This is a genomic window from Nonomuraea sp. NPDC049725, assembly GCF_040674795.1.
GTDB lineage: Bacteria > Actinomycetota > Actinomycetes > Streptosporangiales > Streptosporangiaceae > Nonomuraea > Nonomuraea ceibae.
In genome coordinates this window covers 410,490-436,963 of the sequence record NZ_JBFANJ010000007.1, presented here as the reverse complement: position 1 = coordinate 436,963, position 26,474 = coordinate 410,490, and the positions used below count along the sequence as shown (strand labels likewise).

Annotated in this window: 21 protein-coding genes and 1 pseudogene; 8 read left to right on the top strand and 14 right to left on the bottom strand. The window is 71.6% G+C overall.

The genetic code is table 11. The features are described from left to right. Positions 1-358 (top strand): tetratricopeptide repeat protein (locus tag AB0J53_RS21445; protein WP_364174812.1); only part of this gene is annotated, 358 nt, incomplete at its 5' end. Between the two features lie 144 nt (positions 359-502). Beyond that, on the top strand, positions 503-1,159 hold the full coding sequence (locus AB0J53_RS21440; RefSeq protein ID WP_364174809.1) for a recombinase family protein: 657 nt from the start codon (positions 503-505) through the stop codon (positions 1,157-1,159). Positions 1,160-1,168: 9 nt separating this feature from the next. Here the strand turns inward: AB0J53_RS21440 and fxsT are convergent, their stop codons facing one another. The 5 genes from fxsT to AB0J53_RS21415 form a co-directional block, all read right to left on the bottom strand. Further along, entirely contained in the window at positions 1,169-3,979 is a 2,811-nt protein-coding gene (gene fxsT / locus AB0J53_RS21435) for an FxSxx-COOH system tetratricopeptide repeat protein (RefSeq protein WP_364174806.1), read from the bottom strand. Next, positions 3,976-4,392, bottom strand: a complete 417-nt coding sequence (locus AB0J53_RS21430) for a hypothetical protein (protein WP_364174803.1) — start codon at positions 4,390-4,392, stop codon at positions 3,976-3,978. Before AB0J53_RS21430 ends, fxsT begins: the two co-directional genes overlap by 4 nt. Positions 4,393-4,619: 227 nt before the next feature. Beyond that, on the bottom strand, positions 4,620-4,988 hold the full coding sequence (locus tag AB0J53_RS21425) for a hypothetical protein (RefSeq protein ID WP_364174800.1): 369 nt from the start codon (positions 4,986-4,988) through the stop codon (positions 4,620-4,622). Between the two features lie 28 nt (positions 4,989-5,016). Beyond that, positions 5,017-5,700 carry a hypothetical protein gene (locus AB0J53_RS21420; RefSeq protein WP_364174831.1) on the bottom strand — a complete coding sequence of 228 codons (684 nt, stop codon included), beginning with the start codon at positions 5,698-5,700 and terminating at the stop codon, positions 5,017-5,019. After that, entirely contained in the window at positions 5,672-6,355 is a 684-nt protein-coding gene (locus tag AB0J53_RS21415; RefSeq protein ID WP_364174797.1) for a TetR/AcrR family transcriptional regulator, read from the bottom strand. The genes AB0J53_RS21420 and AB0J53_RS21415 overlap by 29 nt, the downstream gene beginning before the upstream one ends. Before the next feature lie 74 nt (positions 6,356-6,429). Between AB0J53_RS21415 and AB0J53_RS21410 the strand changes: the two are divergent. After that, a pseudogene (locus tag AB0J53_RS21410) lies at positions 6,430-7,353 on the top strand (RNA polymerase sigma factor); the annotation flags it as partial. Positions 7,354-7,374: 21 nt separating this feature from the next. Here the strand turns inward: AB0J53_RS21410 and AB0J53_RS21405 are convergent. Further along, positions 7,375-8,724, bottom strand: a complete 1,350-nt coding sequence (locus AB0J53_RS21405) for an FAD-binding oxidoreductase (RefSeq protein WP_364174794.1) — start codon at positions 8,722-8,724, stop codon at positions 7,375-7,377. Positions 8,725-8,941: 217 nt separating this feature from the next. Between AB0J53_RS21405 and AB0J53_RS21400 the strand changes: the two genes are divergently transcribed. Then, a complete protein-coding gene (locus AB0J53_RS21400; protein WP_364174791.1) occupies positions 8,942-9,847 on the top strand; it encodes an RNA polymerase sigma-70 factor in 906 nt (301 codons plus the stop codon). Between the two features lies 1 nt (position 9,848). On the opposite strand, the gene AB0J53_RS21395 is transcribed toward AB0J53_RS21400, so the two are convergent. After that, positions 9,849-11,639, bottom strand: coding sequence for a discoidin domain-containing protein (locus AB0J53_RS21395; RefSeq protein ID WP_364174788.1), 1,791 nt, complete (start codon positions 11,637-11,639; stop codon positions 9,849-9,851). A gap of 288 nt (positions 11,640-11,927) precedes the next feature. Between AB0J53_RS21395 and AB0J53_RS21390 the strand changes: the two genes are divergently transcribed. After that, a complete protein-coding gene (locus AB0J53_RS21390; protein ID WP_364174785.1) occupies positions 11,928-12,308 on the top strand; it encodes a hypothetical protein in 381 nt (126 codons plus the stop codon). A 67-nt stretch (positions 12,309-12,375) separates the two neighbouring features. Beyond that, a complete protein-coding gene (locus AB0J53_RS21385) occupies positions 12,376-14,622 on the top strand; it encodes an Orn/Lys/Arg decarboxylase N-terminal domain-containing protein (RefSeq protein WP_364174782.1) in 2,247 nt (748 codons plus the stop codon). Here AB0J53_RS21385 and aspT read toward each other — a convergent pair. Both aspT and AB0J53_RS21375 read right to left on the bottom strand, forming a co-directional pair. Then, positions 14,612-16,306: an aspartate-alanine antiporter gene (gene aspT, locus AB0J53_RS21380; RefSeq protein ID WP_364174779.1), complete on the bottom strand. Its 1,695-nt coding sequence runs from the start codon at positions 16,304-16,306 to the stop codon at positions 14,612-14,614. The genes AB0J53_RS21385 and aspT overlap by 11 nt on opposite strands. Beyond that, entirely contained in the window at positions 16,303-17,916 is a 1,614-nt protein-coding gene (locus AB0J53_RS21375) for a bifunctional aspartate transaminase/aspartate 4-decarboxylase (RefSeq protein WP_364174776.1), read from the bottom strand. The genes aspT and AB0J53_RS21375 overlap by 4 nt, the downstream gene beginning before the upstream one ends. Before the next feature lie 165 nt (positions 17,917-18,081). Between AB0J53_RS21375 and AB0J53_RS21370 the strand changes: the two genes are divergently transcribed. Together AB0J53_RS21370 and AB0J53_RS21365 are read left to right on the top strand one after the other, a co-directional pair. Next, the gene (locus tag AB0J53_RS21370) at positions 18,082-19,209 is read left to right on the top strand and encodes an alpha/beta hydrolase (RefSeq protein ID WP_364174773.1); all 1,128 of its coding nucleotides are present in this window, start codon (positions 18,082-18,084) and stop codon (positions 19,207-19,209) included. A 142-nt stretch (positions 19,210-19,351) separates the two neighbouring features. Beyond that, positions 19,352-20,122: an SAM-dependent methyltransferase gene (locus AB0J53_RS21365; RefSeq protein WP_364174770.1), complete on the top strand. Its 771-nt coding sequence runs from the start codon at positions 19,352-19,354 to the stop codon at positions 20,120-20,122. A 12-nt stretch (positions 20,123-20,134) separates the two neighbouring features. Here AB0J53_RS21365 and AB0J53_RS21360 read toward each other — a convergent pair whose 3' ends face one another. From AB0J53_RS21360 to AB0J53_RS21340, 5 genes are read right to left on the bottom strand one after another with little or no spacing between them, the layout of a single operon-like run. Continuing rightward, entirely contained in the window at positions 20,135-21,817 is a 1,683-nt protein-coding gene (locus AB0J53_RS21360) for an ABC transporter ATP-binding protein (protein WP_364174767.1), read from the bottom strand. Positions 21,818-21,827: 10 nt separating this feature from the next. After that, a complete protein-coding gene (locus tag AB0J53_RS21355) occupies positions 21,828-23,588 on the bottom strand; it encodes an ABC transporter ATP-binding protein (RefSeq protein WP_364174764.1) in 1,761 nt (586 codons plus the stop codon). Between the two features lie 35 nt (positions 23,589-23,623). Further along, positions 23,624-24,397: an ABC transporter ATP-binding protein gene (locus tag AB0J53_RS21350; protein ID WP_364174761.1), complete on the bottom strand. Its 774-nt coding sequence runs from the start codon at positions 24,395-24,397 to the stop codon at positions 23,624-23,626. Next, positions 24,394-25,443, bottom strand: a complete 1,050-nt coding sequence (locus AB0J53_RS21345) for an iron chelate uptake ABC transporter family permease subunit (RefSeq protein ID WP_364174758.1) — start codon at positions 25,441-25,443, stop codon at positions 24,394-24,396. The genes AB0J53_RS21350 and AB0J53_RS21345 overlap by 4 nt, the downstream gene beginning before the upstream one ends. A gap of 2 nt (positions 25,444-25,445) precedes the next feature. Next, positions 25,446-26,474, bottom strand: a complete 1,029-nt coding sequence (locus tag AB0J53_RS21340) for an iron ABC transporter permease (protein ID WP_364174756.1) — start codon at positions 26,472-26,474, stop codon at positions 25,446-25,448.

Sequence of the window (26,474 nt, the reverse complement as noted above, 5' to 3'; positions counted from 1 at the left end):
GGTGTCCGGCGTCGAAGACCCCAGCACCCTGACCACCCGCTACGCCCTTGCCCATTGGACGGGACAGGCGGGAGATCCAGCCACCGCCCGAGACCAACTGGCCGCGCTACTGCCAGTGCGTGAACGGGTGTCCGGCGTCGAAGACCCCAGCACCCTGACCACCCGCTACGCCCTTGCCCATTGGACGGGACAGGCGGGAGATCCAGCCACCGCCCGAGACCAGCTGGCCGCGCTACTGCGGGTGCGTGAGCGAGTGTCCGGGGTCGACGATCCTGAGACTGTGCGTACTCAGAGAACTCTCGCCGAATACACGGCTCTTCTCGCCGAGAAAATGAAAGCAGGGCAGAGCGAGCCATAGCCCACTGAACGCTTCAAATAACGATCGTTTTTTGAAGATCCGCCGAACCGGCCCGCATAACACCCTCGAGGCCTTCAAAAACTCGTTCAACAACCTCGATGGTTCAACAACATACAAACACCGTTTGTTGAGAGAATGACGGGCGTGACCGACGCCCTGCAGCTGCCTGCCGACCCGCTGGCCGCCTTCCCCGTCCACCGCAGCGAGATCCGCATCGGCTACGCCCGCGTCTCCACCGCCGGTCAGAACCTCGAACGCCAACTCGACGCCCTCAAGACCGCCGGATGCCGGCGCGTGTTTGCCGACAAGAAGTCCGGCAAGAACGCCGAACGCCCTGAGCTCGCCGCCTGTCACGCCTTCCTCAACGAGGGCGACACCCTGGTCGTGCATTCCCTCGACCGCTATGGCCGGTCCCTGGCAGACCTCATCACCATGGTCGGCGAGCTCCGCCGCCGCGAGATCGGATTCACCTCACTGCACGAGAACCTCGACACCACCACCCCCGGCGGCCGGCTCATCTTCCACGTCTTCGCCGCCCTGGCTGAGTTCATCCGCGAGCTCATCGTCGCCGGCACCCGCGACGGCCTGGCCGCCGCCAAAGCCCGTGGCCGCACCGGCGGCCGACCCACCGTCATCACCCCCGAGCTACTATGCGCCGCCCGCGACATGCTCCCCAACCCAGAGAACTCGATCACCTCGATCGCCAAGCTGCTCGGCGTCTCGCCGGGGACGCTGTACAACCACATCCCCGACCTCCGACAACTCCGCAAAAACGGCGGCGCCTCAGAACTCACCCGCTGAAGCTCACCGCTATCCCAAAGCTGCTGCCAGATTGGCTCGAACGGTTCGCGTTGTGGGGTGGTCAGGGCCCAGTACCCGCTCACTGTCGGCCAGCGTCGCCTCGAGTAGCGAAATGGCCCGGCCCAGATCCCCCACCGCCTGATAGGCGCCAGCCAGGTTGTTACGGGATTGCAGGGTATCGGGGTGATCACCCCCTAGCACCCGCTCACTGTCGGCCAGGGCGGCCTCGTGCAGCGGGATGGCCCGGCCCAAGTCACCCGCTTCCCGGTAGGCGCCAGCCAGGTTGTTACGGGAGATCAGGGTGTCGGGGTGGTCGGCGCCCAGCACCCGCTCCCGATCGGCCAGCGTCGCCTCGAACAGCGGGATGGCCCGGCCCAGATCCCCCGCCGCATAGTGGGCGCCAGCGAGGTAGTTACGGGAGGTCAGGGTGTGGGGGTGGTCGGCGCCCAGCACCCGCTCACTGTCGGCCAGCGTCGCCTCGAACAGCGGGATGACCCGGCCCAGATCCCCCGCTTCCCCGTAGGCGCCGGCGAGGTTGTTACGGAAGGCCAGGGTGTGGGGGTGGTCGGCGCCCAGCACCCGCTCACTGTCGGCCAGCGTCGCCTCGAACAGCGGAATGGCCCGGCCCAGATCCCCCGCTTCCCGGAAGGCGTTGGCGAGGTTGTTGCGGAAGGTCAGGGTGTCGGGGTGGTCAGCGCCCAGCACCCGCTCACTGTCGGCCAGCGTCGCCTCGAACAGCGGGATGACCCGGCCCAGATCCCCCGCTTCCCCGTAGGCGCCGGCGAGGTTGTTGCGGGAGGTGAGGGTGTTGGGGTGGTCAGCGCCCAGCACCCGCTCCCGATCAGCGAGTGTCTGCTCGTACAGCGGGATGGCCCGGCCCAGATCCCCCGCCGACCGGTAGACGCCGGCGAGGTTGTCACGGGAGGCCAGGGTGTCGGGGTGGTCAGCGCCCAGCACCCGCTCACTGTCGGCCAGCGTCGCCTCGAACAGCGGGATGGCCCGGCCCAAGTCCCCCGCTTCTCGGTAGGCGTTCGCGAGGTTGTTGCGGAAGGTCAAGGTGTCGGGGTGGTCAGCGCCCAGCACCCGCTCACTGTCGGCCAGCGTCGCCTCGAACAGCGGGATGACCCGGCCCAGATCCCCCGCTTCCCGGAAGGCGTTGGCGAGGTTGTTGCGGGATTGCAGGGTGTCGGGGTGATCGACGCCCAGCACCCGCTCCCGATCGGCCAGCGTCGCCTCGTACAACGGGATGGCCCGGCTCAGATCCCCTGCCGCACAATGGGCGTTGGCGAGGTTGTTGCGGGAGGTGAGGGTGTTGGGGTGATCGGCGCCCAGCACCCGCTGAGAGGTCATGTGTCCTCGTTGATAGCACCTGATCGAACGAGCGAGGGCCCCCTGGTTCTTCAGGAAGAGTCCGGTCTCGTTGAGCAGATGTGCGGTCGTGGCTGTGTCGGTGTCAGGCAAGGCGTGGCTGGTCAGAGCTTCGATATGCGGCGATAGCGCCCGCCATACGGGCCAGCCGGCCGGATCCCAGGGTGATGCGGGAAGAGCACTATCGAGCAGGAGAGTCGCCTGGTCGCGGGCGGTGTCGATGTCGGCAGTCCGGCGATGCGGGTCGCCGGGATCAGGGGTGCGGGCAACGGCTTGGACCAACCGGTGCACGGTGATCGTCTCGCTGTCGAGGGTGATCATGTTGTAGGCGGCCAGCTCCCCCAGCGCATGCTGAATGTCCGATTCATCAGGATCCAGGCCACTCAGCAGGGCACGAGGGATGGGCTCGGCGCCGTACCAGGCCAGGACGCGCAGCAGGTGGCCGACCAGCGGGGTCTCGGTGAGCTGATCGAGGGTCAGTCGCCAAATGCGGGCGGTGGTCCGCTCTCCGTCGGCGCCGCGGGCTGCCCGGTCGTACATCACCGCCGGCTTGTCCTCGAGCTGAGTCAGGTAGGCACGCGGGGTCATGCGGGTCTGGTGTAGGTAAGCGCCCGCTTGCTCGATTGCCAGCGGCAGATGCCCGAGATCACGCACCAGCTCCACCGCCCCGTCCAAGCTCGCGGGCAGTTTCCTACCGGAATCGGCCCGGGCGGCGTCTGGGGAGAGGTTGGGCGCGGCGATCCGGGCCAACAGTTCGATCGCCTCACGTTCGCCCAGCACGTCCAGACGCAGCACCTGAGCATCCAGCCGGTGCCAGCCCTCGCCCAGCCGGCTGGTTACCAGAACCTGCCCGGCCAAGGTCCGCTCCAGCAGTGGCCGCACATCAGCAGGGTCGACGACGTTGTCTAGAACCAACAGCCACCCGTCATGGGCCGCCAGCCACGCCGTCGCCCGTGCCGCCAGCGCCTCCAACGACAACCCAGTGGCCAGCTCCGGCTGCAACGCGGCCGCCAGCCCTGCCAGTCCGGCTTCAACCGCCGGGCCGGAATCGGCGGTGATCCACCACACCGGGTTCGGCCCCGCACCACCATTCCCTGCAGCGCCGGCGGCCTGCGCCAGCGCATAATGCGCGGCCAGCGTGGACTTACCGACCCCGCCCAAACCGTGCACCGCGGCCACCACTACCCCACCCCCGCCCAGCAGCGCCGCCTCCAGCACGGCCAGCTCGTCACCGCGCCCGACGAACGTGCGGGTATGCCGGGGCAGATTCACCATCCGCGGCGGGGCGGTCACCTCCGTGACCGGCCGCAGCGCCGCCTCTGACAGCACCACCTCATGGAACGTCTGGTTGAGCCCGGCCTGATAGATGCGCCCATGCCCGGCAGCCGTAGCCTGCATCCCCGCCTGCGGCGGCCGGGGGCCTGGATCGCTTGGGCCCGGCGGGACGCTCATTTCTCGTTGATGGTCTGATCGCGGCCAGCCTGATAGACGCGCCCGTGCCCGCTGGCGGTCGCCTTCATCACTAGCGAACCGATGCGCTCCTGCTCAGCCGGCTTCAGCGCCGGGGTGAGCACCTCATCCAGCACCCGCTGGAGCTCCATGGCCAGGCCCGGGTCGGCGCGCAGCAGCTGCCGCAGCCGTATCTGCCAGGCCCCGGCCAGGGCCTGCTCGGTGTCGGCGTCGCTGTCCCGGCGGGCCTCGAGCACCTGCTCGCGGACCTCGACCAGCTCCACCTCGACAGCGTCGGCCTGCTCAGGCCGAGCTTTACGCCACAGCGCGACCACGCCATCGAGGGCCGACTGCCAGGCATCGGTGGCCATCACCCTCACCAGCGCCGTGCCCGCCGCCAAAACGATCGGATCCACGTCGATCCCCTCACAGCCAAGGTACGACCACTCACGGTAGAGCCGACCACCTGAGGAATCGACCGAAATCGCAGATAAGCACCGTTAGCCACCCCCGCAGCCTCGATCGCAGCGCATATCGATAGGCGTGATCGCCCAGGGCTCACTGGGGCATCGCGGATGATCAGGACCTCGTTACCGCAGATAGTGGCTCACTATTTGCGATAGATCGCCTCCCCGGATACTCATTACCGGAGCGGCACCAACGTGCGGAGGAGGTCTTCGCGAAGGCGTTCCTTCAAGGAGGCAGGGTCTCTGGTCTGCTCGTGTGCGATGCGGATCGTTGGAACGCCGCAGCGGCTCCAATGCCGGTCGCGGTCCTCGTCGTCGGCCTTGCGGGTACGACCGTAGTGGTGTGGGCCATCGACGTCGATGACGACAACTCGGCTGTTACCGAGGACCGTGAAGTCGGGGCTACGCACGCCCGCCTCGCGGAGCTTGGCGGAGGGCAGCGGCAAGACGGCGATGGAGCGCTGGGGCGGGCTGTCCCGTTGGATCTCGCAGAGGACCTGGTAGACGACAAGCTCGGCCCCGCTACTGAAGACCAAGCCATCCATGGTGGGGTATCCCTCGCCGGCTGCTCGCTCACGTCGCGCGGTTGGTTGCAGGAGGAGTAACGGCCACTTGCCGCCAATTCTGTGGCACGGGAGGAAGGGGCAGAGGTGCGGCCTCGACGATGAGTGAGAAGACATCCTCGCATTGAAGCCGTTTGAACACGATGACCAGGTGCTGCCAGATCAGTTCGTTCACTGCGGGGGTGAACTCGGGAACGAGAGCGGGGTCCATGGTGAGGACGGCCTCGTACGTGGCGTCCGTCCAGTTGTCGCCGGGTATCGGGTGGAAGAAACCGCCATCACGGCGCAGGGTGAGAGTCGTGCTGGGAAGAAGGTCGCGGGCCAGTACGTGGCCATCTGTGTCGAGGAGATGATGTACCTGATCAAGGACGAGGTCGAGCTTGCTGGCGTCATCGCCCCTGAGTGGCAGGGGGATCACTGGGTCTGCAGTCTTTCCTGTCGCGACCGGACAGTAGATCGGCGGCCCCGACAAGAACTCCTGAGTCCGCAGGGTCCAGCCGTCCGGTTCCAGGAGCCGGTTCAGCGCATCGACCTGCCGGGCGGCGCTGTCAACATCGGGCTGCGCTTCGGGATGAACTGTCCGCGCCAGGAAGGATAGGAGCACCTCGTCGGGGCCGTCGAGAAGTTGGAAGCGGGAGTCTTCCAAGATCCAGTCGTTCTCCCAGTCACAGTTGTTCTTCCGATGCTGGACGATGTCGCCGCGAGCTGTCAGATGCCGAGCGCACCGCGTAGTGGCCGAAGGACGGCTCCATCAGGTCGAACACCTCGCGCGCGGACTCGGTCACGATCTCGGCGATGCGCGCGTTGTCCAGCCCGTCGAGCGTGAGCTCCATGATCTGGCCGAGCAGCACCCGGTACGGGCTCGCGACGGCCGCCGCCACCAGCCGGGGCACCGGGCCGGTGTCGCCCGTCTCCTCGGCGAGCGCGCGGGCCAGGGCCTCCTCCCGCTGCTCCATCAGCTCGCGCAGCCGCGCCACCAGCGTCGGCGACTCCACGATCATCCGCCCGAACCCGCCGTGGGTGAACCCGAGCATCGCGTCGTGCCGGGCGGCGGCGTCGAGGAAGACCCGCCGGAGCGCGGCGAGCGCGGACTCGCCCGGCTCCCGGCCCGCCACGATCTCGGCCAGCGCGGCCACGAACCGCTCGTGGTGGTCGAAGGCCATGTCCTCCTTGCGCGGGAAGTAGTTGGTGACGGTCTTCTTGGCCACCCGCGCCGCGTCGGCGATCTCGGCGATCGTCGTCTCCTCGAAGCCCTGCTCGATGAAGAGGCGGGTGGCCTGGTCGGAGATCTCCTGGCGGGTCTCCTGCTTCTTCTGCTCCCGCAGGCCGAAGATTTTTACGTCGGACATAAATTTCCTCTTGACGATGGAATGCCTTCAACGTAATCTTACCACCGTCGCAAGTTTACTTCCAGGAGGCCCGTATGACAGCAGCCGCAACCACCGATCAGGTCAAGGACTACCTCAAGAACATCGGCAGGGTCCGGCTGCTCGACGCCCAGCAGGAGGTCGCGCTCGGCGAGCGCATCGAGGCCGGACTGTTCGCCCAGGAACGCCTCGACCGCGACGGCGACGCGCTGTCCCCGCAGGACCGCGCCGACCTGGAGTGGATCGCCGCCGACGGCCGCCTGGCCAAGGACCGGATGATCGAGGCCAACCTGCGCCTGGTCGTGTCCATCGCCAAGCGCCAGACCGGGCGCGGCCTGCCCTTCCTGGACCTGATCCAGGAGGGCAACCTGGGGCTGATGCGGGCGGTGGAGAAGTTCGACCACCGGCTCGGGCTGAAGTTCTCCACCTACGCCACCTGGTGGATCAAGCAGGCCGTCGGCCGGGCGCTGGCCGACCAGTCGCGGACGATCCGCATCCCCGTCCACATGACCGAGCTGATCAACAAGGTCGCGCGGGCCCGGCGCGAGCTGTTCCAGTCGCTGGGCCGGGAGCCGTCCGACGAGGAGATCGCCGAGCAGGTCGAGCTGACGGCGGAGCGGGTCGAGGAGATCCGCGGCTACGCCCGCGAGCCCGTCTCGCTGAGCACGCCGCTCGGCGAGGAGGGCGACACCGAGCTCGGCGACCTCATCGAGGACGCCGGGGCGCTCGACCCCACCGACGCCGTCGGCCTCGACCTGCTGCGCGACCAGCTCAGGCAGATCCTGGACGGCCTCACCGAGCGGGAGGCCGGCGTGATCGCGCTGCGCTTCGGCCTGACCGACGGCGAGCCGAAGACCCTGGACGAGATCGGCAAGGTCTACGGCGTCACCCGGGAGCGCATCCGGCAGATCGAGGCCAAGACGATGAGCAAGCTGCGCCACCCGGGCCGCGCCACGGCGCTGCGCGACTACCTCGTCTGATCGGGCCGCACGTTGTGGCGACTACCTCGTCTGGTCGGGCCGCACGTTGTGGTTGCGGGAGAACAGGTTGTCGGGGTCGTAGCGCCGCTTGACCGCCGCCAGCCGCCCGTACGTCCGGTCCGGGTAGATCGCGGCCACGTCCTCCTCGGCGGCGGAGGCCAGGAAGGCGGCGTAGGCGCCGCCGACGTGCGGCCCGAGCTCGTCCCAGAGCGCGTCCAGGCCGGGCAGGGCGGCCTCGACGACCGGCTGCGGGCCCGCGACGGTGGTCACCACCATCACCTCCGCCTGCCGGTGGGCGTAGGCGGTGGCGTCCGCCGGCACGCGGGCCACCGCTCCGCCGACGGCGCGCACGGCGATGAACGGCGATCCCGGCCTGGCCGCGGTGCCGGCGAGGACGCGCAGCACCTCGGACAGCGACGCCCCGCCGGCGAACCCGTTGCGGGTGACCAGCCGGATGCCCGGCGGCGGGGTGAGCCCCTCCACCAGCGTGTCGGCGTACGGCCTGAGCGTGACGTCGTCGGCGATCACGGTGCCGAGCGCCCGGATCGGGTCGAGGGCCCGCGCGGCGAGGGCCGGGTCGTCGCCGTCGACGGCGACGCGGACCTCGACCGGCGCGTCCGGGCCGCCCGCGAGCGGGCTGGCGAGCTCCACGATGGAGGTCAGCTCCTCGGGGGCGGTGCGCAGGTGGTCGGCCCACCCCTGGAGGACGGCGGCCGCCTCCGCCGGAGGGAAGGCGATCTTGCCGTAGAAGACCTCCGTCGTCGGGTGGGCGGCGAACTCGAAGGCGGTCACGACGCCGAAGTTGCCGCCGCCGCCCCGGATCGCCCAGAACAGCTCCGGGTGCTCCTCGGCGCCGGTCCGCACCACCTGCCCGTCGGCGGTGACCACCTCGGCGGCGACCAGGTTGTCCAGTGCGAGGCCGTGCTTCCTGACCTTCCACCCGATGCCGCCCGCCAGCGTCAGCCCGCCGACGCCGACGCTCCTGGTGTCGCCGGAGGAGATCGCCAGCCCGTGCGGGGCGAGCGCGTCCACGACCTGGCCCCAGGTGGCGCCGCCGCCGATGCGGACCAGGTGGCGGTCCTTGTCGACGACCTCGACGGCGTCGAGCCCGCTCAGGTCGAGCACGACGCCGCCGTCGTTGGTGCCGAAGCCCGCGAAGGCGTGGCCGCCGCCCCGCACCGACAGCACCAGCCCGGAGGCGGCGGCGAACGCGACACCGGCCCGCACGTCACCGGTGCTCTCGGGGCGCAACACGTAGGCGGGGCTGCCCGTGACCAGGACCGACCGGCTGGCCGCGGCGTATTCAGGCGCTCCGGGTTCGATGACGGCGCCGCCGAAGTCGCGGCGGAGGGTGTCGAGCGCTGCGTTCATGATGATCCTTTCGTCCGGTGAGGGCCGGCGGGCCAGGGCGGCGTTCCAGGGGATGCTCACTCGCCGGTCCAGGTGGTGACGAGCAGGAGATCCCGGCGGGCTGATCGTTGTGACAGCCCGGCGGATGTGACCTGTGTCATAGCGGGGAGGTGTCACAGGGGCGTGGTGGCCGGGATCGTATGGACGCAGCACCGCACACGAACGGGCAGGGACAGTGATGAGCGAACGCAATGAGCAACCGACCGGCCGCACCGGCGCGGATCCCGCCACCGAGGCGTTCGTCGCCCACCGCAACCTGCTGTTCACGGTCGCGTACGAGATGCTGGGCTCGGCCGCCGACGCCGAGGACGTGTTGCAGGAGAGCTGGCTGCGCTGGGCGGGCGTCGATCTTGACACGGTCCGCGACCAGCGCGCCTACCTGGTGCGGATCGCCACCCGGCAGGCGCTGAAGCGGCTGCGCACGCTGGGCCGTCGCCGCGAGTCGTACGTCGGGCCGTGGCTGCCGGAGCCGTTGCTGACCGCGCCCGACGTGGCCGAGGACGTCGAGCTGGCCGACAGCGTGTCGATGGCGATGATGCTGGTGCTGGAGACGCTCACGCCGACCGAGCGGGCGGTGTTCGTGCTGCGCGAGGTGTTCGACGTGGGCTACGACGAGATCGCCGAGGCCGTCGGCAAGAGCGCGGCCGCCGTGCGCCAGATCGCCCACCGGGCCCGCTCCCACGTGGCCGCCCGCCGGCCGCGCGGCGACGCCTCGCCCGCCGAGGTGCGGGGCGCGCTGGAGGCGTTCCGGCGCGCGGCCCGGACGGGCGACCTGCAGGGGCTGCTCGACATCCTCTCCCCCGACGTCGTCCTCCTGACCGACGGGGGCGGCGTCGTCCGGGCCTCCCTGACGCCCGTCGTGGGAGCCCAGGCGGTGTCCGGCCTGCTGGACCGCATCCCCGCGACGGCCACGCTGGACGTCGCGCAGGTCAACGGCCACCCCGCGCTGATCATCCGGGTCGACGGCCGCCTGGAGACCGTCATGGCGGTGCGCATCGACGACGGCCTGATCACCGGGCTCTACGCGGTGCGCAACCCCGCGAAGCTGGCGCACATGAAGCAGGAGAACCCGGTGAGCCGGTGAGTCAGCGCGCGACCTCGTACGGGATGATTTCGGCGATGGCGGTGGCGCCGCCCATGCCGTAGTCGGCGCGCAGCCGGATGTAGCGGGCGGAGACGCCGGTCAGGTCGACGTCGTTGGGCGCGGTCATCTTGGGCCATTCGACGCGCTTGACGTCGCGGAACGTCTCGCCGTCGTCGCTCACCTGGACCATGCCCTCCAGCACGGTGCCGTTCATGTTGACGCGCAGCTTCGGCTGGAAGCGGACCGCCGACAGCTCGCGCACCCTGCCCAGGTCCACGGTGATGTGGTGGGGCTGCGGCGGCGGGCCGGGGTAGTAGGAGTGGAAGTCCGTGGTCAGGTTGCCGTCGACCGCGCGGACCGGGTCGCCGGCACCGGGCTTGAACGTGCTCGCCGTGGCGCTGAGCTCGGACGGCGGGACGCGGGTGCCGGCCGGCGGGGCGGGCCAGATCTCGCGGCCCTTGCCCGGCTCCTCGCTGACGATCGGCCGGTCGGGGCCGGTGCCCTTGCCCCGGATCACCACGTCGGTGATCACCGCGCCGTGGTCGGAGTAGAACGGGTACGGCCGGTCGAGCCAGCTGTCGCGGTGGCGCGGCAGCCGCCGCACGTCGGAGCGGGAGCCGAGGATGCGCACGTCCTCGCCCTTGGCGAAGACGTAGTCGATGCGGGCGGGCACGGCGCCGAAGCCGCTCAGCGGGCTCCAGGTGCGGCCCGGGTACAGGCCGGCGTCGGGGTTGGCGTGGCGGAAGGTGTCGACGAAGCCCGCCTCGGTGTACATCTTCGTGTACGGCCACGGGAGCACGACGCCGCCGTGGCCGGGCGCGTCGGCGAACTGGTCGGTCCAGTCCAGGTACGACTGGGCGTTGAGGTCGCCACCCATGAGCACGGGGGCGTCGTCGTCGCCGACGAACGACGGGATCGCCTTCTCCAGGATGGACTTGCCCATGGCGACGCGGCGCAGCCGGTCGGCGTCGAGGATCTGCTCGGTCGTCTTGGTGCGGGGCAGGCCGTGGGTGTTCTGCACGGCCGCGTCGTGGGTGTCGCCGAAGGCGTAGCCGTCGTGCCAGGTCCACACGCTGAACGCGTGCACGTGCTTGCCGTTGGGCAGGCCGAGGCGGGCGCCGCCCAGGTTGAAGGAGGAGATCTCCTCGTCGGCGTAACGCGGGTAGACCTGCTGGATGTCCAGCTTCGTGTAGATCCACAGGTTGTCGCCGTTGACGCTGTAGTCCTCGGGGTGGGTGAGCTGCGCCGCGGAGAACCGGTCGTCCTCGGCCCGGCCGGCGTTCAGGCCCTCCAGGATCTTCTGGCCCGAGCCGTACCCCTCGACCACGAACAGGATGTCCGGGTTGACCTCGTTGAGGTATTCGATCATCTGCTTGAGGTTGTCGCCGGTCGTCTCCTGGCGGTTGATCGTGCCGCCGACGAAGAGGTTCCAGGCCATCAGGCGCAGCGGCGTGCCGGCCTTCTTCTCCGGCATGGAGGTGACGGAGACGTCGACGGTCACGTTCCCGGCGGGCAGGGGGAAGGGGCGGGTGCGGGCCTGGCCCTCGCGCGTGTAGATGGTGTCGCGGGCCCACACCTGCTCGCCGGTCCTGACGGTGGCGACGAACTCCTGCACGTGGTTCGGGCGGCTCTTGCCGCTCGCCACGACCGTGCACGAGCTGCCGGGAGCCTGACCGTCACAGTCGAGGCGGTACGCGGCGGGCCTGGCGCCGGGGTCGGCCGCCGCGGGCGCCGGCGCCGTCAATGCCGCGAGGGCCAGGGCGGCCACCATCGGGGGGATCAGTCTGCGCATGGGGGGTCCTTCCGCGCGGTCACTAAAAATGGTCTGCACGATATCTCGGCCCGGCTCAGCCGCCGCCACCTGGATCATCCGATATCGAGATCATCACCGCAAGAGGAAGAACGATGACTATTTATGGACTCCAAGATAAATAGCGGACGACCTGGGCTCGAACGAGATTTCCCATCGACACGCTCCGTAGTTGCGCCAATACTGCACGTGTACCCTCGAACGCCGTCCCCGGTCCCCCATCCCGCACCATGCGCGTGCGCCGAGGACGCAAACCCGAACGGAGCCCGTATGAAGCTCAACCGAGTGGCACTCACCGGCCTCGCCGCGCTCGCCACCACCGCCTGCCTGGCCTCCGCCGCCCCGGCGACGGCCACCGTCACCGCAGCCACCGCCCAGACCGCCACCGCCCAGACCGCCGCCGCGTCGGCGCTGCCGCCGGGCTACCAGCTCGTCACCCTGCCCAACGCGAACGTGCCCAACTTCCAGCGGCGCACCCTCTACTGCCCCGGCTCCAAGCGCGTTCTCGGCGGCGGCGCCGAGGCGCGCGGCAACCGGGCGATCCTCGTCGGCTCGTTCCCGACCGACGACGGCCGCGGCTGGATCGGCCTCGGCCGCCAGGACGGCTACAACGACGTCGGCATCAGCGTCTTCGCGATCTGCGCCGACTGACCCCGTGAGCGCTCCCGGCCGCTGCCCGCGGCCGGGAGCCGCCGTCCGAGCCCCCTGGGAGTGCCGCATGGAGCGAACCGTCCTCGTCGCCGTCACCGAACGCCCCGACGCCGACTCGGCGCTCGCCGAGCAGCTGCGCCGCGTGTGCGCCGCCATGGCCGAGGAGGGCCTCCAGGTGCGCTGGACCCACCGGGCCGACGACGCCCTGGCGGTCGTCAGCTCGGACGCGTCGCTGACGGCGGTGCTCGCCGCCTGGGCGGCGCCCGGCGCGGAGGAGCTGCTCGGCGCGGTGGGCAGGCGCTTCCGCGGCCTGCCGGTGTTCCTGATGACGCACGAGCAGGAGCTCCCCCTGTGGGTGTACGAGGTCATCCAGGGCTACGTGTTCCCGCTGGAGGACACGCCGCAGTTCATCGCCGGGCGCATCGCCCACGCCGCCGAGGAATACTCCGAGAAGATCCTGCCGCCGTTCTTCGCCGCCCTGCGCCGGCTGGAGGACCACCACCGCTACTCCTGGCACACCCCCGCCCACGCCGGCGGCGTCGCCTTCCTCAAGTCGCCCGTGGGACGGGCGTTCTTCGACTTCTACGGCGAACGGCTGCTGCGCACCGACCTGTCGATCTCCGTGGGCGAACTGGGCTCGCCGCTCGACCACACCGGCCCCATCGGCGAGGCGGAGCGCAACGCCGCCCGCGTCTTCGGCGCCGACCGCACGTTCTTCGTGGTCAACGGCAACTCCACCGCCAACCGCGTCGTCGGCCACCACGCGATGGCCCGCGACGACACCGTCCTGATCGACCGCAACTGCCACAAGTCGGTCCAGCACGCGCTCGCCATCAGCGGCGCCCGCCCGGTCTACCTGGTGCCCGAGCGCAACGGCCTCGGGCTGGCCGGCCCGATCCCGCCCGCCGCGCTGGAGCCGCCCGAGATCCGCGCCCGCATCACCGCCCACCCGCTCGCCGACGGCGACCCGGCCTACGCGGTGATCACGAACTCGACGTACGACGGGGTCTGCTACGACGCGGTCCGCGTCGGCGAACTGCTCGGCGCCGGCGTGCCCAGGCTGCACTTCGACGAGGCGTGGTTCGCCTACGCCCGGTTCCACCCGCTCTACGCCGGCCGCTACGGCATGGCGATCGACGAGCGCACGCTGCCCGGACCCGGCCGGCCCACCGTGTTCGCCACCCAGTCGACGCACAAGCTGCTGGCCGCGCTGTCGCAGGCGGCGATGGTGCACGTGCGCCCGTCGGAGCGCGCCCCGGTCGACTACGACGCGTTCAACGAGACGTACCTCATGCACGCCTCCACCTCGCCGCTCTACCCGCTGATCGCCTCGCTGGACGTGGCCGCGGCGATGATGGACGGCCCGGCGGGGCCGTTCCTCACCGGGGAGGCGATCGTCGAGGCGGTCCGGTTCCGGCAGGCGATGGTGCGGCTGGCCGACCGCATCCGCGAGGACGGGCAGCGCTCCGACTGGTTCTTCGGCGTCTGGCAGCCCTCCGCCGTCACCGACCCGCGCACCGGCCAGGTGCACTCCTTCGCCGACGCCGATCCGGCGCTGCTGTGCGCCGAGCCGTCCTGCTGGACGATGGAGGCGGGGGCGGCGTGGCACGGGTTCGACGGCATGTCGGCGGGCTACTGCCTGCTCGACCCGGTCAAGGTGACGATCACCTGCCCGGGCGCCGACGCCGTCACCGGCACGCTCGACTGGGGAATCCCGGCCCGGATCGTCGCCGCCTACCTGGCGCGGCGCGGCATCGTGGTGGAGAAGACCGGCGACCACACGCTGCTGGTGCTGTTCTCCATGGGGATCACCAAGGGCAAGTGGGGCACGCTCATCGACGCGCTCACCGACTTCAAGAACGCCTACGACGACGACCTGCCGCTGGCGGAAGTTCTGCCGGGCCTCGGGCCCGCGACGGTGTCGCTGCAGAAGTTCTGCACGCTGGTCCACGAGAAGCTGCGCGACTCCGGGGTGGGCAAGCTGCTGGACGAGGTCTTCACCAGGCTGCCCGAGCAGGTGATGACGCCGGCCGACTGCTACCAGGCGATGATCCGGTCCCGCACCGAGGCGGTGACGCTGGCCGAGCTGCCGGGCCGGATCGCGGCGGCCACGGTGGTGGTGACGCCGCCGGGCATCCCGATGCTGATGCCCGGCGAGGCGACCGGCCCCGCCGACGGCCCGCTGATGACGTACCTGCGCGCCCTGGAGGACTTCGACCGCGCCTTCCCCGCCCTGGCCACGGACATCCACGGCGCCCACCGCGACGCCGACGGCCACTACCGCGTCCAGGTCGTCAGGGCCGCTAGCCGGTGATGGCGTGGGCCAGGGCCACCACGATGGGGCCGAGCAGGGGCAGCACGACGTTCGACAGCGCGTAGACGATCGTGTACGACATCAGCGGCGTGCTGTTGCCGGCCTGCGCCTGCACGGCGGTGATCGCCGGGGTGGAGCACTGCTGACCGGCGACGGCGCCCAGGGCGAGCGGCGGCGCCAGCTTCATCACCTTGAAAGCCACCAGCAGCGACACCGTCGCCGGGACGAGCGTGATGAGCACACCCGCGATCGGCAGCGAGATGCCGTACTTGCCGACGAGCGCGACGGCCGCGGGCCCCGACGACAGGCCGACCGCGCAGATGAACGTGGCCAGCCCCAGGTTCTTGATCACCGTGGCGGCGGCGGAGTCGAACTGGCCGATGGTGGGCCGTCTGGCGCGGATCCAGCCGAACAGCAGCCCCGACAGCAGGCAGCCGCCGCCGGTGCCGAGCGACAGCGGGATGCCGCCCAGCGGCACCGTGATCTTCCCGATGAGCATGCCGAGGATGACGCCGAGCGCGATGAAGATGAAGTCGGCCTTGACACTCTGGTCGAGCCGGACGCCGAAGCGCCCGGCGAACGCGCGCACGTCCTTGCCGGCCCCTGTGACGCGGATGACGTCGCCGGGGTTGATCGTGGTGCCCGGCTGCACCGGCAGCCCCTGCTCCATGCGGGTGATGCCGGTGACGTAGACGCCGTGCCGCTGCTCGGCCGGGATCTCGCGCCGCAGGTCGCCGAGCGGGGCGGCGGCGAAATCCTTGCGCGTCAGCAGCACGTCGGCCTGGTCGAGCTCCAGGTCGAGGGCGCCGGTGCCGGACACCTCCGGGCCGACCACGTCGTCGGCGCGCACCAGGTCCTCGCGCCGCCCGAACAGCACGAGCACGTCCCCGTCGGCGAGCACGGTGCCGGGCCGCAGGTCGATGCTCCGGTCGCCGCGCCGCACGCGCTCCACGGTGGCGCTGCCGCCGAGCGCGGTCTCCACCTCGGTGACGGTGCTGCCCGCGGCGGCGGTCACCCGCTGGGCGCGGCCGACGACGCCGGGCAGCGCCGTCGTGGCGTCCTCGCCCGGCTGCCCGCCGCTGATGCGCCGCCACAGCTTGTCCGCCTCGTCCTTGAGGCTGAACCGCAGCACGGCGGGGGCGATCTGGCTGGTCAGCAGCACGATCGTGATCAGGCCGCAGATGTAGGAGATGGAGTAGGCGGTGCCGACGTTGGCCTGGAGCGCCCGGATCTCGGCAGCGGGGAGCGGCAGCCGCGAGATCGCGTCGGTGGCGGTGCCGACCACGGCCGACTCGGTGGCGCCGCCCGCCATCAGTCCGGCGGCGGTGCCGACGTCCAGGCGCAGCAGCAGGATCGCCAGCGTCGTCACCGTCAGCACGGCGACGACCTCGATCAGCGTGAACCAGCCGTAGCGCAGGCTCCGGCGGTTGAGGCTGGCGAAGAACGACGGGCCGCTCATGTAGCCGAGCGTGAAGATGAACAGGGCGAAGGCGATGTTCTTCACCTGGTCGCTCAGCGTGACGCCGCTGAACATGCCGACGAAGATGGCGACGATGAGCGTGCCGGCGATGCCGCCCAGCGAGAGCCCGCCCACCCTGACCTTGCCGATCGCGTACCCGAGCGCCAGCGACACAAACAGCGCCATCTCCGGCGTGCCGCGCAGCAGCTCCTTCAGCCAGGTCATGACGCGTCGAACTCGGCCTTGTAGCCGTCGACGATCTCCTTGAGCCAGCCGCCGATCTTCAGGTAGGCGTCGTGGTCCAGGTTGGCCAGGCTCACCCGGACGCTCCACTGCGGGCCGTCGAAGCCGCCGCCGTTCAGCAGCACCACCGAGCCCTTCTCGGCCAGGCGGAAGACCGGGTCGACCGGCTCGTACGTGAGCTGCAGCCAGTCGGCGAACTCGTTGCCGTACGTGCGCCGGACGAAGCTGAGGATGTCCAGCTCGACGTAGTAGTGGGCGGCGAGCGGGTCGTCGGGGATCGGCACGCCCATCCCCTCGGTGAGCGCGTCCAGCCGGCGGGCGATGACCGCACGGCAGGTGTCCCGGTACGAGCCGTCGGCGTCGAGCAGCGACGACAGCGCGAACAGCGTCATCATCGTCTGCTGCGGCGTGGACAGGCCGGCGGTGTGGTTGAGCGCCACCTGGCGGGAGTCGGCCACCAGCCGGTCGATGAACCTGATGTCGCCGGGCCGCAGGCTGATGGTGCCGTAGCGGTCGGCCAGCCGGTCCAGGTCCGGCCGGGGCAGCCGGGCGAGCCGTTCGTCGAAGACGTTGTCCTGGTTGACGGCGATGACGCCGAGCCGCCAGCCGGTGGCGCCGAAGTACTTGCTGAAGGAGTAGACGCCGATCGTGTTGCGCGGCACCGCCGACATCAGCGACCGGAACCCGGGCACGAACGTGCCGTAGACGTCGTCGGTGATGATCGCCAGCTCCGGGTTAGAGGTGCGGACGATCTCCGCGATGTGCTCCAGCGACTCCTCGGCCAGCATCACCGAGGGCGGGTTGGACGGGTTGACGAGGAACAGCGCCTTCACCGACGGATCGGCGAGCTTGTCCAGCTCGGACCGGTCGTACTGCCAGGTGTGCAGGCCGGCGCGGTTGGTCTTGGCCGCCTGGATCTCGACGGTCTTGAACCGGTAGCGCTCCAGGTGCGGGATCTCCAGGTAGGGGGAGAAGATCGGCGTCATCAGCGCGATCGTGTCCTCGGGGCGCAGCAGGCCGTTGATGACGCAGGTGTCGAAGACGTAGCACATCGCGGCGGTGCCGCCCTCGACGGCGAACAGGTCGTACGGCCGCCGCGGGGTCCGGCCGCCGCACATCTCCTGGACCAGGTAGGCGTGCACGACCTGCTCGGCGTGCCGCAGCATGCGGGCGGGCTCGGGGTAGTGGTCGCCGGTGACGGCGTCGGTCAGCTCCCACACGAACGCGTCGGCGTCGAAGCCGAGCCGCCCGGTCCCGTACTCGACGCTGGCGCGCAGCAGGCTCGCGCCCGGCCGGTCGGCGTGCTCGCCGAGGAAGGCGGTGAGCCGGCCGGCGATGCCCTCGCGGCCCGGCAGCCCGCCCAGGCCGGGGAACTCCGACCAGGTGCGCCTGGACTCGGTGACGGCGAACTGGCCCAGCAGGAAGAACGCCTCGCGCGGCTCGGTGGCGATCCAGTTGGGGTTGCCTCGGCCGGCGTTCAGCATCGTGACGGCGTTCTGGCGCTGGCTCTCGCCTGCCAGGGCGATGAGCTCGTCCTTCAGCTCGAACGGGCTCAGCGACTCCCAGCGTCGTTCCTCGTCGCGGCCGGTCATGTCGCTCCCCCTTCGCGTGCGGTGGGGGATCGTGAGGTGTCTGCCCTGGCGGGGAACGGGTGAAACCGGCAGAGAGCGCGGCACGGCACCCCCTACGAAAGTCGTGGGCAGGCGAGGACTTTCGCCGGGGACGCCCCGGGGCGCTTTCGCGGCACGGTTGATCCCATGAAGAAGACCGTCGCCGCGAGCGTCCTCGCGCTCTCCGCTTCCCTGACGACCCCGCTGATCGCTCCCCCGGCCGCCGCCGCCGCGCCGGTGACCTCGCTGCCCGCGCCGACCGGCGACCACCGGGTGGGCAAGCAGGACCTGCACCTGGTCGACACCTCCCGGCCCGACCCCTGGGTGCCGACCGCGAAGGCGCGGGAGCTGATGGTGTCGCTGTGGTACCCGGCACGCGCGGGCGGCGGAAAGCCGTCCCGCTACCTGACGCCGAAGGAGTCGGAGCTGCTCATCAGGAGCGAGCCCCGGCTCAAGGACGTGCCGCCCGGCACGCTGGCCGAGACCCCCACCCATTCCCGGACCGGGGCGCCCGCGCTGAAGCGGAAGGGCGGCTGGCCGCTGGTCGTGATGTCGCCCGGGATGACGATGCCCCGCGCGACGCTGACCTCGCTGGCCGAGGAGTTCGCCAGCCGCGGCTACCTGGTGGCGGGGATCGAGCACACGTACGAGTCGCTGGCGACCACGTTCCCCGACGGCCGCACCACCACGTTCGAGGCCGGGAAGGCCGGTCAGACGGAGGAAACGGGCCGGAAGGTGGCCCAGGTGCGGGCGGCCGACACCGAGTTCGTGCTGCGGCGGCTCGAAGCCGACAAGCGCTGGAACCGGCTGATCGACGAGAGGCGGATCGCGATGGTGGGCCACTCGGTCGGCGGCCAGAGCGCCGCGCACCTGCTGTCCGGGTCGCGCCGGGTCCGGGCGGCGGTCAACCTGGACGGCACCTACAACCCGAAGACGCCGGCCGAGCCGCTGGACAAGCCGTTCATGATGATCGGCAACCCCCGGCACCAGCCGGACTCCGGCGGCCGGGACGGCTCCTGGGACCAGTTCTGGCCGCACGTGAAGAGCGACTGGAAGCGCTGGCTGACCGTGACCGGCGCCGAGCACATGAGCTTCGTCGACTACGGGGTGCTGCTGCCGCAGCTCGGGCTGCCGGAGTTCCCGATCGACGGCGAGCGCGGGATCGCGATCACCCGGGCGTACGTCACGGCGTTCCTCGACACGCACCTCAAGGGGCGGCACCGGCCCCTGCTGGACCGGCCGTCGGCCGATTATCCCGAGGTGAGGTTCTGGTAGGCCCCCGGCCGCCACACGACTGCCACAGCCACTTGGCGGCTTGATCGGTCGCGCGACGCCGATATATGGCAGCATTTCCTGAAGAATCATGAAATGGCTGGGGGACTCAGTGCGAGAAGACGGACGCTCGGCTGTGCCTGGGGTGGACACCAGCATCCCCAACGGGGCGCGCATCTACGACTACCTGCTGGGCGGCAAGGACAACTTCGCAGCGGACCGCCAGGCCGCCGAGGCCATGCTGGCCCAGAACCCGCAGGCGTCGCAGACCGCCCGCGACAACCGGGCCTTCCTCGGCCGCGCGGTCCGCTACCTGGTCGAGGAGGCCGGCATCCGCCAGTTCGTCGACATCGGCGCCGGCCTGCCCACCCAGCAGAACGTGCACGAGGTGGCCCGCTCCGGCGCCCCCGGCACCCGCGTCGTCTACGTCGACTCCGACCCCACGGTGGCGATCCACGCCAGGGCGCTGCTGGCCACCGACGACGACGTCGCGGTGGTCGAGGCCGACCTGCGCAGCCCGGGCGACGTGCTCGGCCACCCGCTCACCCGCGAGCTGATCGACTTCGGGCAGCCGGTCGCGGTGCTCATGGCCGCGATCCTGCACTTCGTCTCCGACGAGGAGAACGCGGCCGGCATCGTCGCCGAGTACCGGCGGGCGCTGGCGCCCGGCAGCCACCTGCTCGTCTCGCACACCGCCGACGAGTCGCCGGAGCACGTCATGGCGACGGCCAAGCAGGGCTTCCGGATGGCGGGCACGGCGCTGACGCCGCGCAGCCGCGCCCGGATCGGCGACTTCTTCGGCGATTTCGAGCTGGTCGAGCCCGGTCTCACCGACGTGCGGAGCTGGCGGTCCCCGCTGAACGGCCTGCCCGCCCTGCCCTGGGTGATCGTCGGCGGCCTCGGCCGCAAGCCGTAGCCCGGCCGCGGGTCATCGCGCCACGGCCTGCCGGTAGTGCTCGTCGGCGGCCAGCAGGTCGCGGTGGGCGCCCTCGGCGGTGACCATGCCGCCGTCGAGGACGAGCACCCGGTCGGCCGCGTCCAGGAACGCCGGGCTGCTGGTGATCACCACGGTGGTGCGGCCCCGGCGCAGGTCCGCGATGCCGCGGGCGATGAGCTGCTCGGTGACCGCGTCGACCGCCGTCGTCGGGTCGTGCAGGACGAGCACGTCGGTGTCGGCGGCCAGGGCGCGGGCCAGCGAGAGCCGCTGGCGCTGCCCGCCCGACAGGTTCGCGCCCCGGTCGCGCACGCCGTGGTCGAGGCCCTCGGCGTGCAGGGCGACGACGTCGGTCAGCATCGACGCCGCGACGGCCTCGGGCACCAGGCGGCCGCGTCCCGACGGGTCGATGTTGCTGCGCAGGGTCCCGGCGAAGATCTCCCCGTCGTACGGGTTCACGAGCAGGTGCTCGCGGACCGCCTCGACCGACAGGTCCGCCACCGCGCGCCCGCCGATCCGCACCACGCCCTCGTACGCGCCGGGCGGGACGCGGAGGGAGAGCACCGCGGCCAGGTCGGCGGCGGCGCGCGGCTCGTAGGCGGCGATCGCGACGAACTCGCCGGGCGCCACCCGGAACTTCAGCTTGCGCAGCGCCCCGTGGCGGACGCAGTCGACCTCCAGGTCCCCGCCCGGCGCGGGGCGGCCCCCGCCGGGCGTCATCACCGGCGGCGCGGCCAGGACGAGCGCCATCCGGTCGGCCGACGCGCGGGCGACCATCACGTACTTGGGCATCTCGGAGAACAGCTTGAGCGGTTCGATGATGAACTGGGCCAGCCCCACGGCCATGACGAGCTGCCCGATCGTGATCTGCCCCTGGAAGGCGAGCCAGCCGGCGGCGAGGGTCACGACGGCGGCGAGGATCGCGTTGAGCCCCAGCGCGGCGCCCGCGTACGCGCCGTTCGCGCGGGCGACGACGATCGACTGGTGGCGCGCCTCCCCGCTGACCTTCCGGTAGGACAGGAAGGCCGCGGCGTTGCCGCCGAAGCCGTGCAGCGGGCGCAGGCCGGTGATCAGGTCGGCGACCTTCGCGCCCGCCCGCGCGACCCGGGCCTGCTGCTCTCGGGTGCCGGCGCCGATCCGGCGCGACAGCACGCTGAGGGTCGTCAGGATCGCGACGGTCCCGGCGATCACCAGCAGGCCGAGCCACACGCTGGCCAGCCCGAGCGCCACGGCGCTGATCAGCACCGCGACGAGGGAGCTGACCAGCAGCGGCACCACCTCGATGATGTCGGCGGTCTGGTCGGCGTCCTCGGTGGCGATGGTCAGCACCTCGCCGGACCTGAGGTCGGCGTCCCTGGCGACCGGCTGCAGCCCGCAGGCGGCGACCTCCACCCGCCAGCGGTGCGCCTCGGTGACGTTCGCCTTCTGCAGGATGCGCATCCCAAAGCGCCACGACAGCGACACGGTCGTGATGATCACGAGCAGCGCGGCGATCGAGAGGCCGAGCGAGCCGAGCGTGCGGTCCCGCATGGTGTGCTCGACGATCAGGCCGAGCGCGATGGGGAACGCGGTCTCGCCCGCCTGGTAGAGGCCCATGAGGACGGTGCCCCCGGTCATGGCGCCGAGGTTGCGCCGCAGCGCGGTCCGCAGGATGACGGACCCCGTGAGGGAGGACATGCGCTCGCTCCTAACTTCCCGCACGCCAGGCCCGCCACAGCCGCGCGTAGCGTCCGCCCAGGGCCACCAGCTCCTCGTGCGTGCCCTGCTCGACCACGCGCCCGGCGTCCAGGACGGCGATCCGGTCGGCGGTCATGGCCTGGGTCAGCCGGTGCGCCACGAGCAGCGTGGTGCGGCCCCGGCAGGCGGCCCGTACGGCCCGCTCCAGCTCGGCGGCGCCTTCGCTGCCCGCCTCCGCGGTCGACTCGTCCAGCACCACGACCGGCGAGCGGGCCAGCACCAGCCGGGCCAGCGCGATCCGGGCGACCGTGGTGCCGTCCAGGCGCTCGCCGCCCTCGCCGACCTTGGTGGCGAGCCCGTCGGGCAGCGCCTCGGCCCAGCCGTCGGCGCCGGCGACCCGCAGCGCGGCCATCAGCTCCTCGTCGGTCGCGCCGGGCGCGGCCAGCCGCAGGTCGTCGGCGAGCGGGCCGGAGAACACGTGCGTCTCCTGCGTCAGGATGCTCACCAGGGCCCGCGCCCCGGCCTCGTCCAGGTCCGCGAGGTCGGCCGTGCCGACGCGCACCGACCCGGCCTGCGGGGTGCCGATGCCCGCGACGAGCGCGGCGAGCGTGGTCTTGCCCGCGCCCGTCGCGCCCACCAGCGCGAGCGACCCGCCCGCCGGGATCGTCAGGCTCACGTCCCGCAGCACCGGCTCGCTCGCGCCGGGATAGCCGAACGTCAGCCCCTCGACCGTCACCGGGTACGGGGTGACGTCCGCCGATGCGGGAGCGGCGCTGCCCACGAGCCGGTCCTCGGCCGCCTCGCCCAGCACGCCGACGAGCCGCGTCAGGCTCGCGCCGGACTTCTGCGCCTCGTCGAAGGTGAACATGATGGAGCCCAGCGGATTGAACAGCCGGTGGAACAGCAGCGGCGCGGCCGACACCTCGCCGAGCGTGGCGGCGTCGGCCTCCAGCAGGGCGTAGCCGACCACGATGATCAGGGTGAGGCCGATGAACTCGGCACGGTTCTCCCGGCCGACGAACCTGCCGAAGAAGCGGAACACCTCGATGCCGAGGTCGCGCACCCGCCACGACTCGCGCGTGACCTGCTCGCGGAAGTCCTCCTCCAGGCGGTAGGCGCGTACGGTGTCGATGCCGTTGAGGCCGCTGATCAGCGCCTGCGCGCGGTCGGCCTGGGCCTCGCGCTGCCGCTTGTAGAGCGGGGCGGACCGGGGCAGATACCAGCGCAGCGCCAGCGCGTAGGCGGGCAGCGCGCCCGCGCCGGCGAGGCCGAGCCGCCAGTCCAGCCCGAACATGCCGGCGGTGGCGATGACGACCAGCACCCCGGCGGAGAACACGGTGGGCACGGCCGTGCGGATGCCCTTGGACAGCACGGCCACGTCGTCGCCGACCCTGGACAGCACGTCGCCGCGGCCGACCTGCTCGACCCGCGCGCTCGGCATCCCCAGCACGGCCCGTACGGCGGCCTCCCGCAGCCCGGCCAGCAGGTCCGCGCCGAGCCTGCCGATCAGGTACGTGGACGCGGCCGTTGCGGCGGCGCCCAGCAGCGCTGCGGCCACCATGAGCACGCCGATCGTGACCAGGATCGACTGCGGCTCTCCCCCGACGACGCCGTCGACCACCTGCCCGAGCAGGAGCACCGGGAGGACGGCGAGCCCGGCCCCGGCCACGGTGCTGAGCACGGCCCCGGCCGCGAGCCAGGGCGAGCGGCGGCAGTGCGCGGCGACCCAGCGGGTGGCCTCCCGGCCGGTCGCCGTGCGCAGCGCGGCCACGGGGGCGGTCGCCGGCCCCGCCGTCGTCGTCGTGGTCAGGACGGCACCACCATCGGCGTGCCGGCGACCGGGTCGGGCACCACGACGCAGGACAGGCCGAAGACCTTCTCGACCAGCTCGGCGGTGATCACCGCGGTGGGCTCGCCCTCGGCGACGACGGACCCGTCGGCCATCGCGATCACGTGGTCGCAGAAGCGGCAGGCGAGGTTGAGGTCGTGCAGGACGACCACGATCGTCTTGCCGGACTCGGCGTTCAGCTTGCGCAGCAGCCGCAGCAGCTCCACCTGGTGGTTGATGTCCAGGTAGGTGGTGGGCTCGTCGAGGAGCAGCAGGTCGGTGTCCTGGGCGAGCGCCATCGCCACCCACACGCGCTGCCGCTGCCCGCCTGACAGCTGCCGGATGGGCCGGTCGACCAGGGCGGCGGTGCCGGTGGCCTCCAGGGCGCGGGTGACCGCGTCGTCGTCGCCGTCTGTCCAGCGGCGGAACCAGCCCTGGTGCGGGTAGCGTCCGCGCGAGACCAGGTCGGCGACGGTGATGCCGTCGGGGGCGACGGGCGTCTGCGGCAGCAGGCCGAGCGTCTTGGCGACCTCGTGCGCGCCCAGCTCGCTCATCGCCTTGCCGTCGAGGAAGACGGCGCCCGCGCGGGGCTTGAGCAGCCGGGCCAGGCCGCGCAGCAGCGTGGACTTGCCGCACGCGTTGGCCCCCACGATCGCGGTGACCTTGCCGTCGGGGATCCGGACGTCGAGGCCGGTCACGATCGGCTGGTCGTCGTATCCGAGGGTCACGCCCTCGGCGTGCAGTCGGGTCATCCACCCGCTCCTTGCCGGTTGGTGGTGGCCAGCAGCCACAGCAGGTAGGGCGCGCCGACCGCGCCGGTCACCACGCCGGTGGGCAGCGGCGTCGGCAACAGGTGGACGGCGACGAGGTCGGCGACGAGCACCAGCGTCGCGCCGACCAGCGCGGCGGGCACGATCCCGCCGGTGGCCGGGCCGAGCAGCCGGTTGGCGATCGGCCCGGCGACGAGCGCGACGAAGATCATCGGCCCGGCCACGGCGACGGCCAGCGCCGTCAGCACCACCGCGGTGGCGAGCAGCCCGGCGCGGCTGAGCTCGGTGCGGACGCCGAGCGCGCGGGCGGCGTCGTCGCCGAGTTCGAGCCCGCGCAACTGCCGCTGGAGCAGCAGCGCGACAGGCAGCAGCACGGCCACGGCGGCGAGCAGGAGCCGCAGCTCGGCGGCGTCGGCCTGGCCCACGGAGCCGGTCAGCCAGTGCATCGCCTGCTGGGCGTCGTTGAGCCGGGCCCGGGTCAGCATGTAGCCGATCAGCCCGTCGAAGAAGAGCGCGGCGCCGATGCCGATGAGGATGAACCGGTAGCCGGCCACGCCGTCGCGCCAGGCGAGCACGTACATGAGCAGGGCGGCGACGATCGCGCCGCCGAGCGCGAGTGCGCTCACGGCCAGGCCGCCGGCCTGCAGCAGCACGATCCCGGTGATGGCGGCGAGCCCGGCGCCCGAGTTGATGCCGACGAAGTCGGGCGAGGCGAGCGGGTTGCGCAGCAACTGCTGGAAGATCGTCCCGGCGGCGCCGAGGGCGAGGCCGACGGCCAGCGCCGCCGCCGCCGTGGGCAGCCGCAGCCCCCGCACGACGAAGTCGACGCTCGGATCCTCCCGCAGGTGCAGCACCGAGGCGATGACCTCGCCCGCGGTGAGCTGGAAGCTGCCCACCATCATCGTGAGCACGAACAGCGCGCCGACGGCCACGGTCAGCGCGCACGTCACCACCAGCGCGCGGGCGTTCCTGCGGCGGCGGATGGCGCGGAACGCGCCGGTGGTCGAGGCGGTCGTGGTCGTGGTCATGTTCACGCCTCCGACATCCGGCCGTAGCGGACGATGGCCACGAACGCCGGCGCCCCGAGCACGCCCAGGACCACGCCGACCTGCAGCTCGTCGGGCGCCACCACCACCCGGCCGAGCACGTCGGCCAGCAGCAGCACGATGGGCGAGAGCAGCATGGAGTACGGCAGGATCCACCGGTAGTCAGGACCGCACAGGAACCGGGCGACGTGCGGGACGACCAGCCCGACGAAGACGATCGGCCCGCAGGCCGCCGTGGCGGCTCCGGCCAGCATGGCGACCACGGCGAACGCCGCCACCCGGGTCCGGGTGACGTGCTGGCCGAGGCCGCGGGCCAGGTCCTCGCCGAGCGCGAGCCCGTTGAGCGTGCGCCCGAACGCCAGCGACGCGATCAGGCCGAGGATGAGGAACGGCGCGACCCCGGCGAGGATCGGCGTGTAGCGACCGGCGAGCGAGCCCACCTGCCAGAAGCGCAGCTCGTTGAGCGCGTCCACGTTGGTCATCACGACCCCGGTGGTGACCGAGGCCAGGCCCGCGGTGACGGCGGCTCCGGCCAGGGCGAGCTTGACCGGGGTGGCGCCCTCCCTGCCGAGCGACGCGATCGCGTACACGAGCACGAGGGCGGCGATCGCCCCGGCGAAGGCGAACCACACGTAGACGCCGGCGCCGCGCACGCCGAGCACCGTGATGGCGAAGACCACGCAGACGGCCGCGCCGGAGTTGATGCCCATGATCCCGGTGTCGGCGAGCGGGTTGCGGGTGACGCCCTGGAGGATGGCGCCGGCCACGCCGAGCGCGGCGCCCGCCAGGATGCCGATCAGCGTGCGGGGCACGCGCAGCTCCAGCGTCACCGTGCTGTTGAACGACGCGTCGGCGTCCATGCTGCCCAGCGCGCTCAGCACCTCGGGCAGGCCGATCGAGCGTGAGCCGAGCGTGATGCTGAGGAAGGCGATCAGGGCCAGGAGCACGCACAGCAGGGCGAGCCCCGGCCCGAGGGCCGAGGCTCGTCGTCCGAGAGAGGTCGAGCTGCTCAT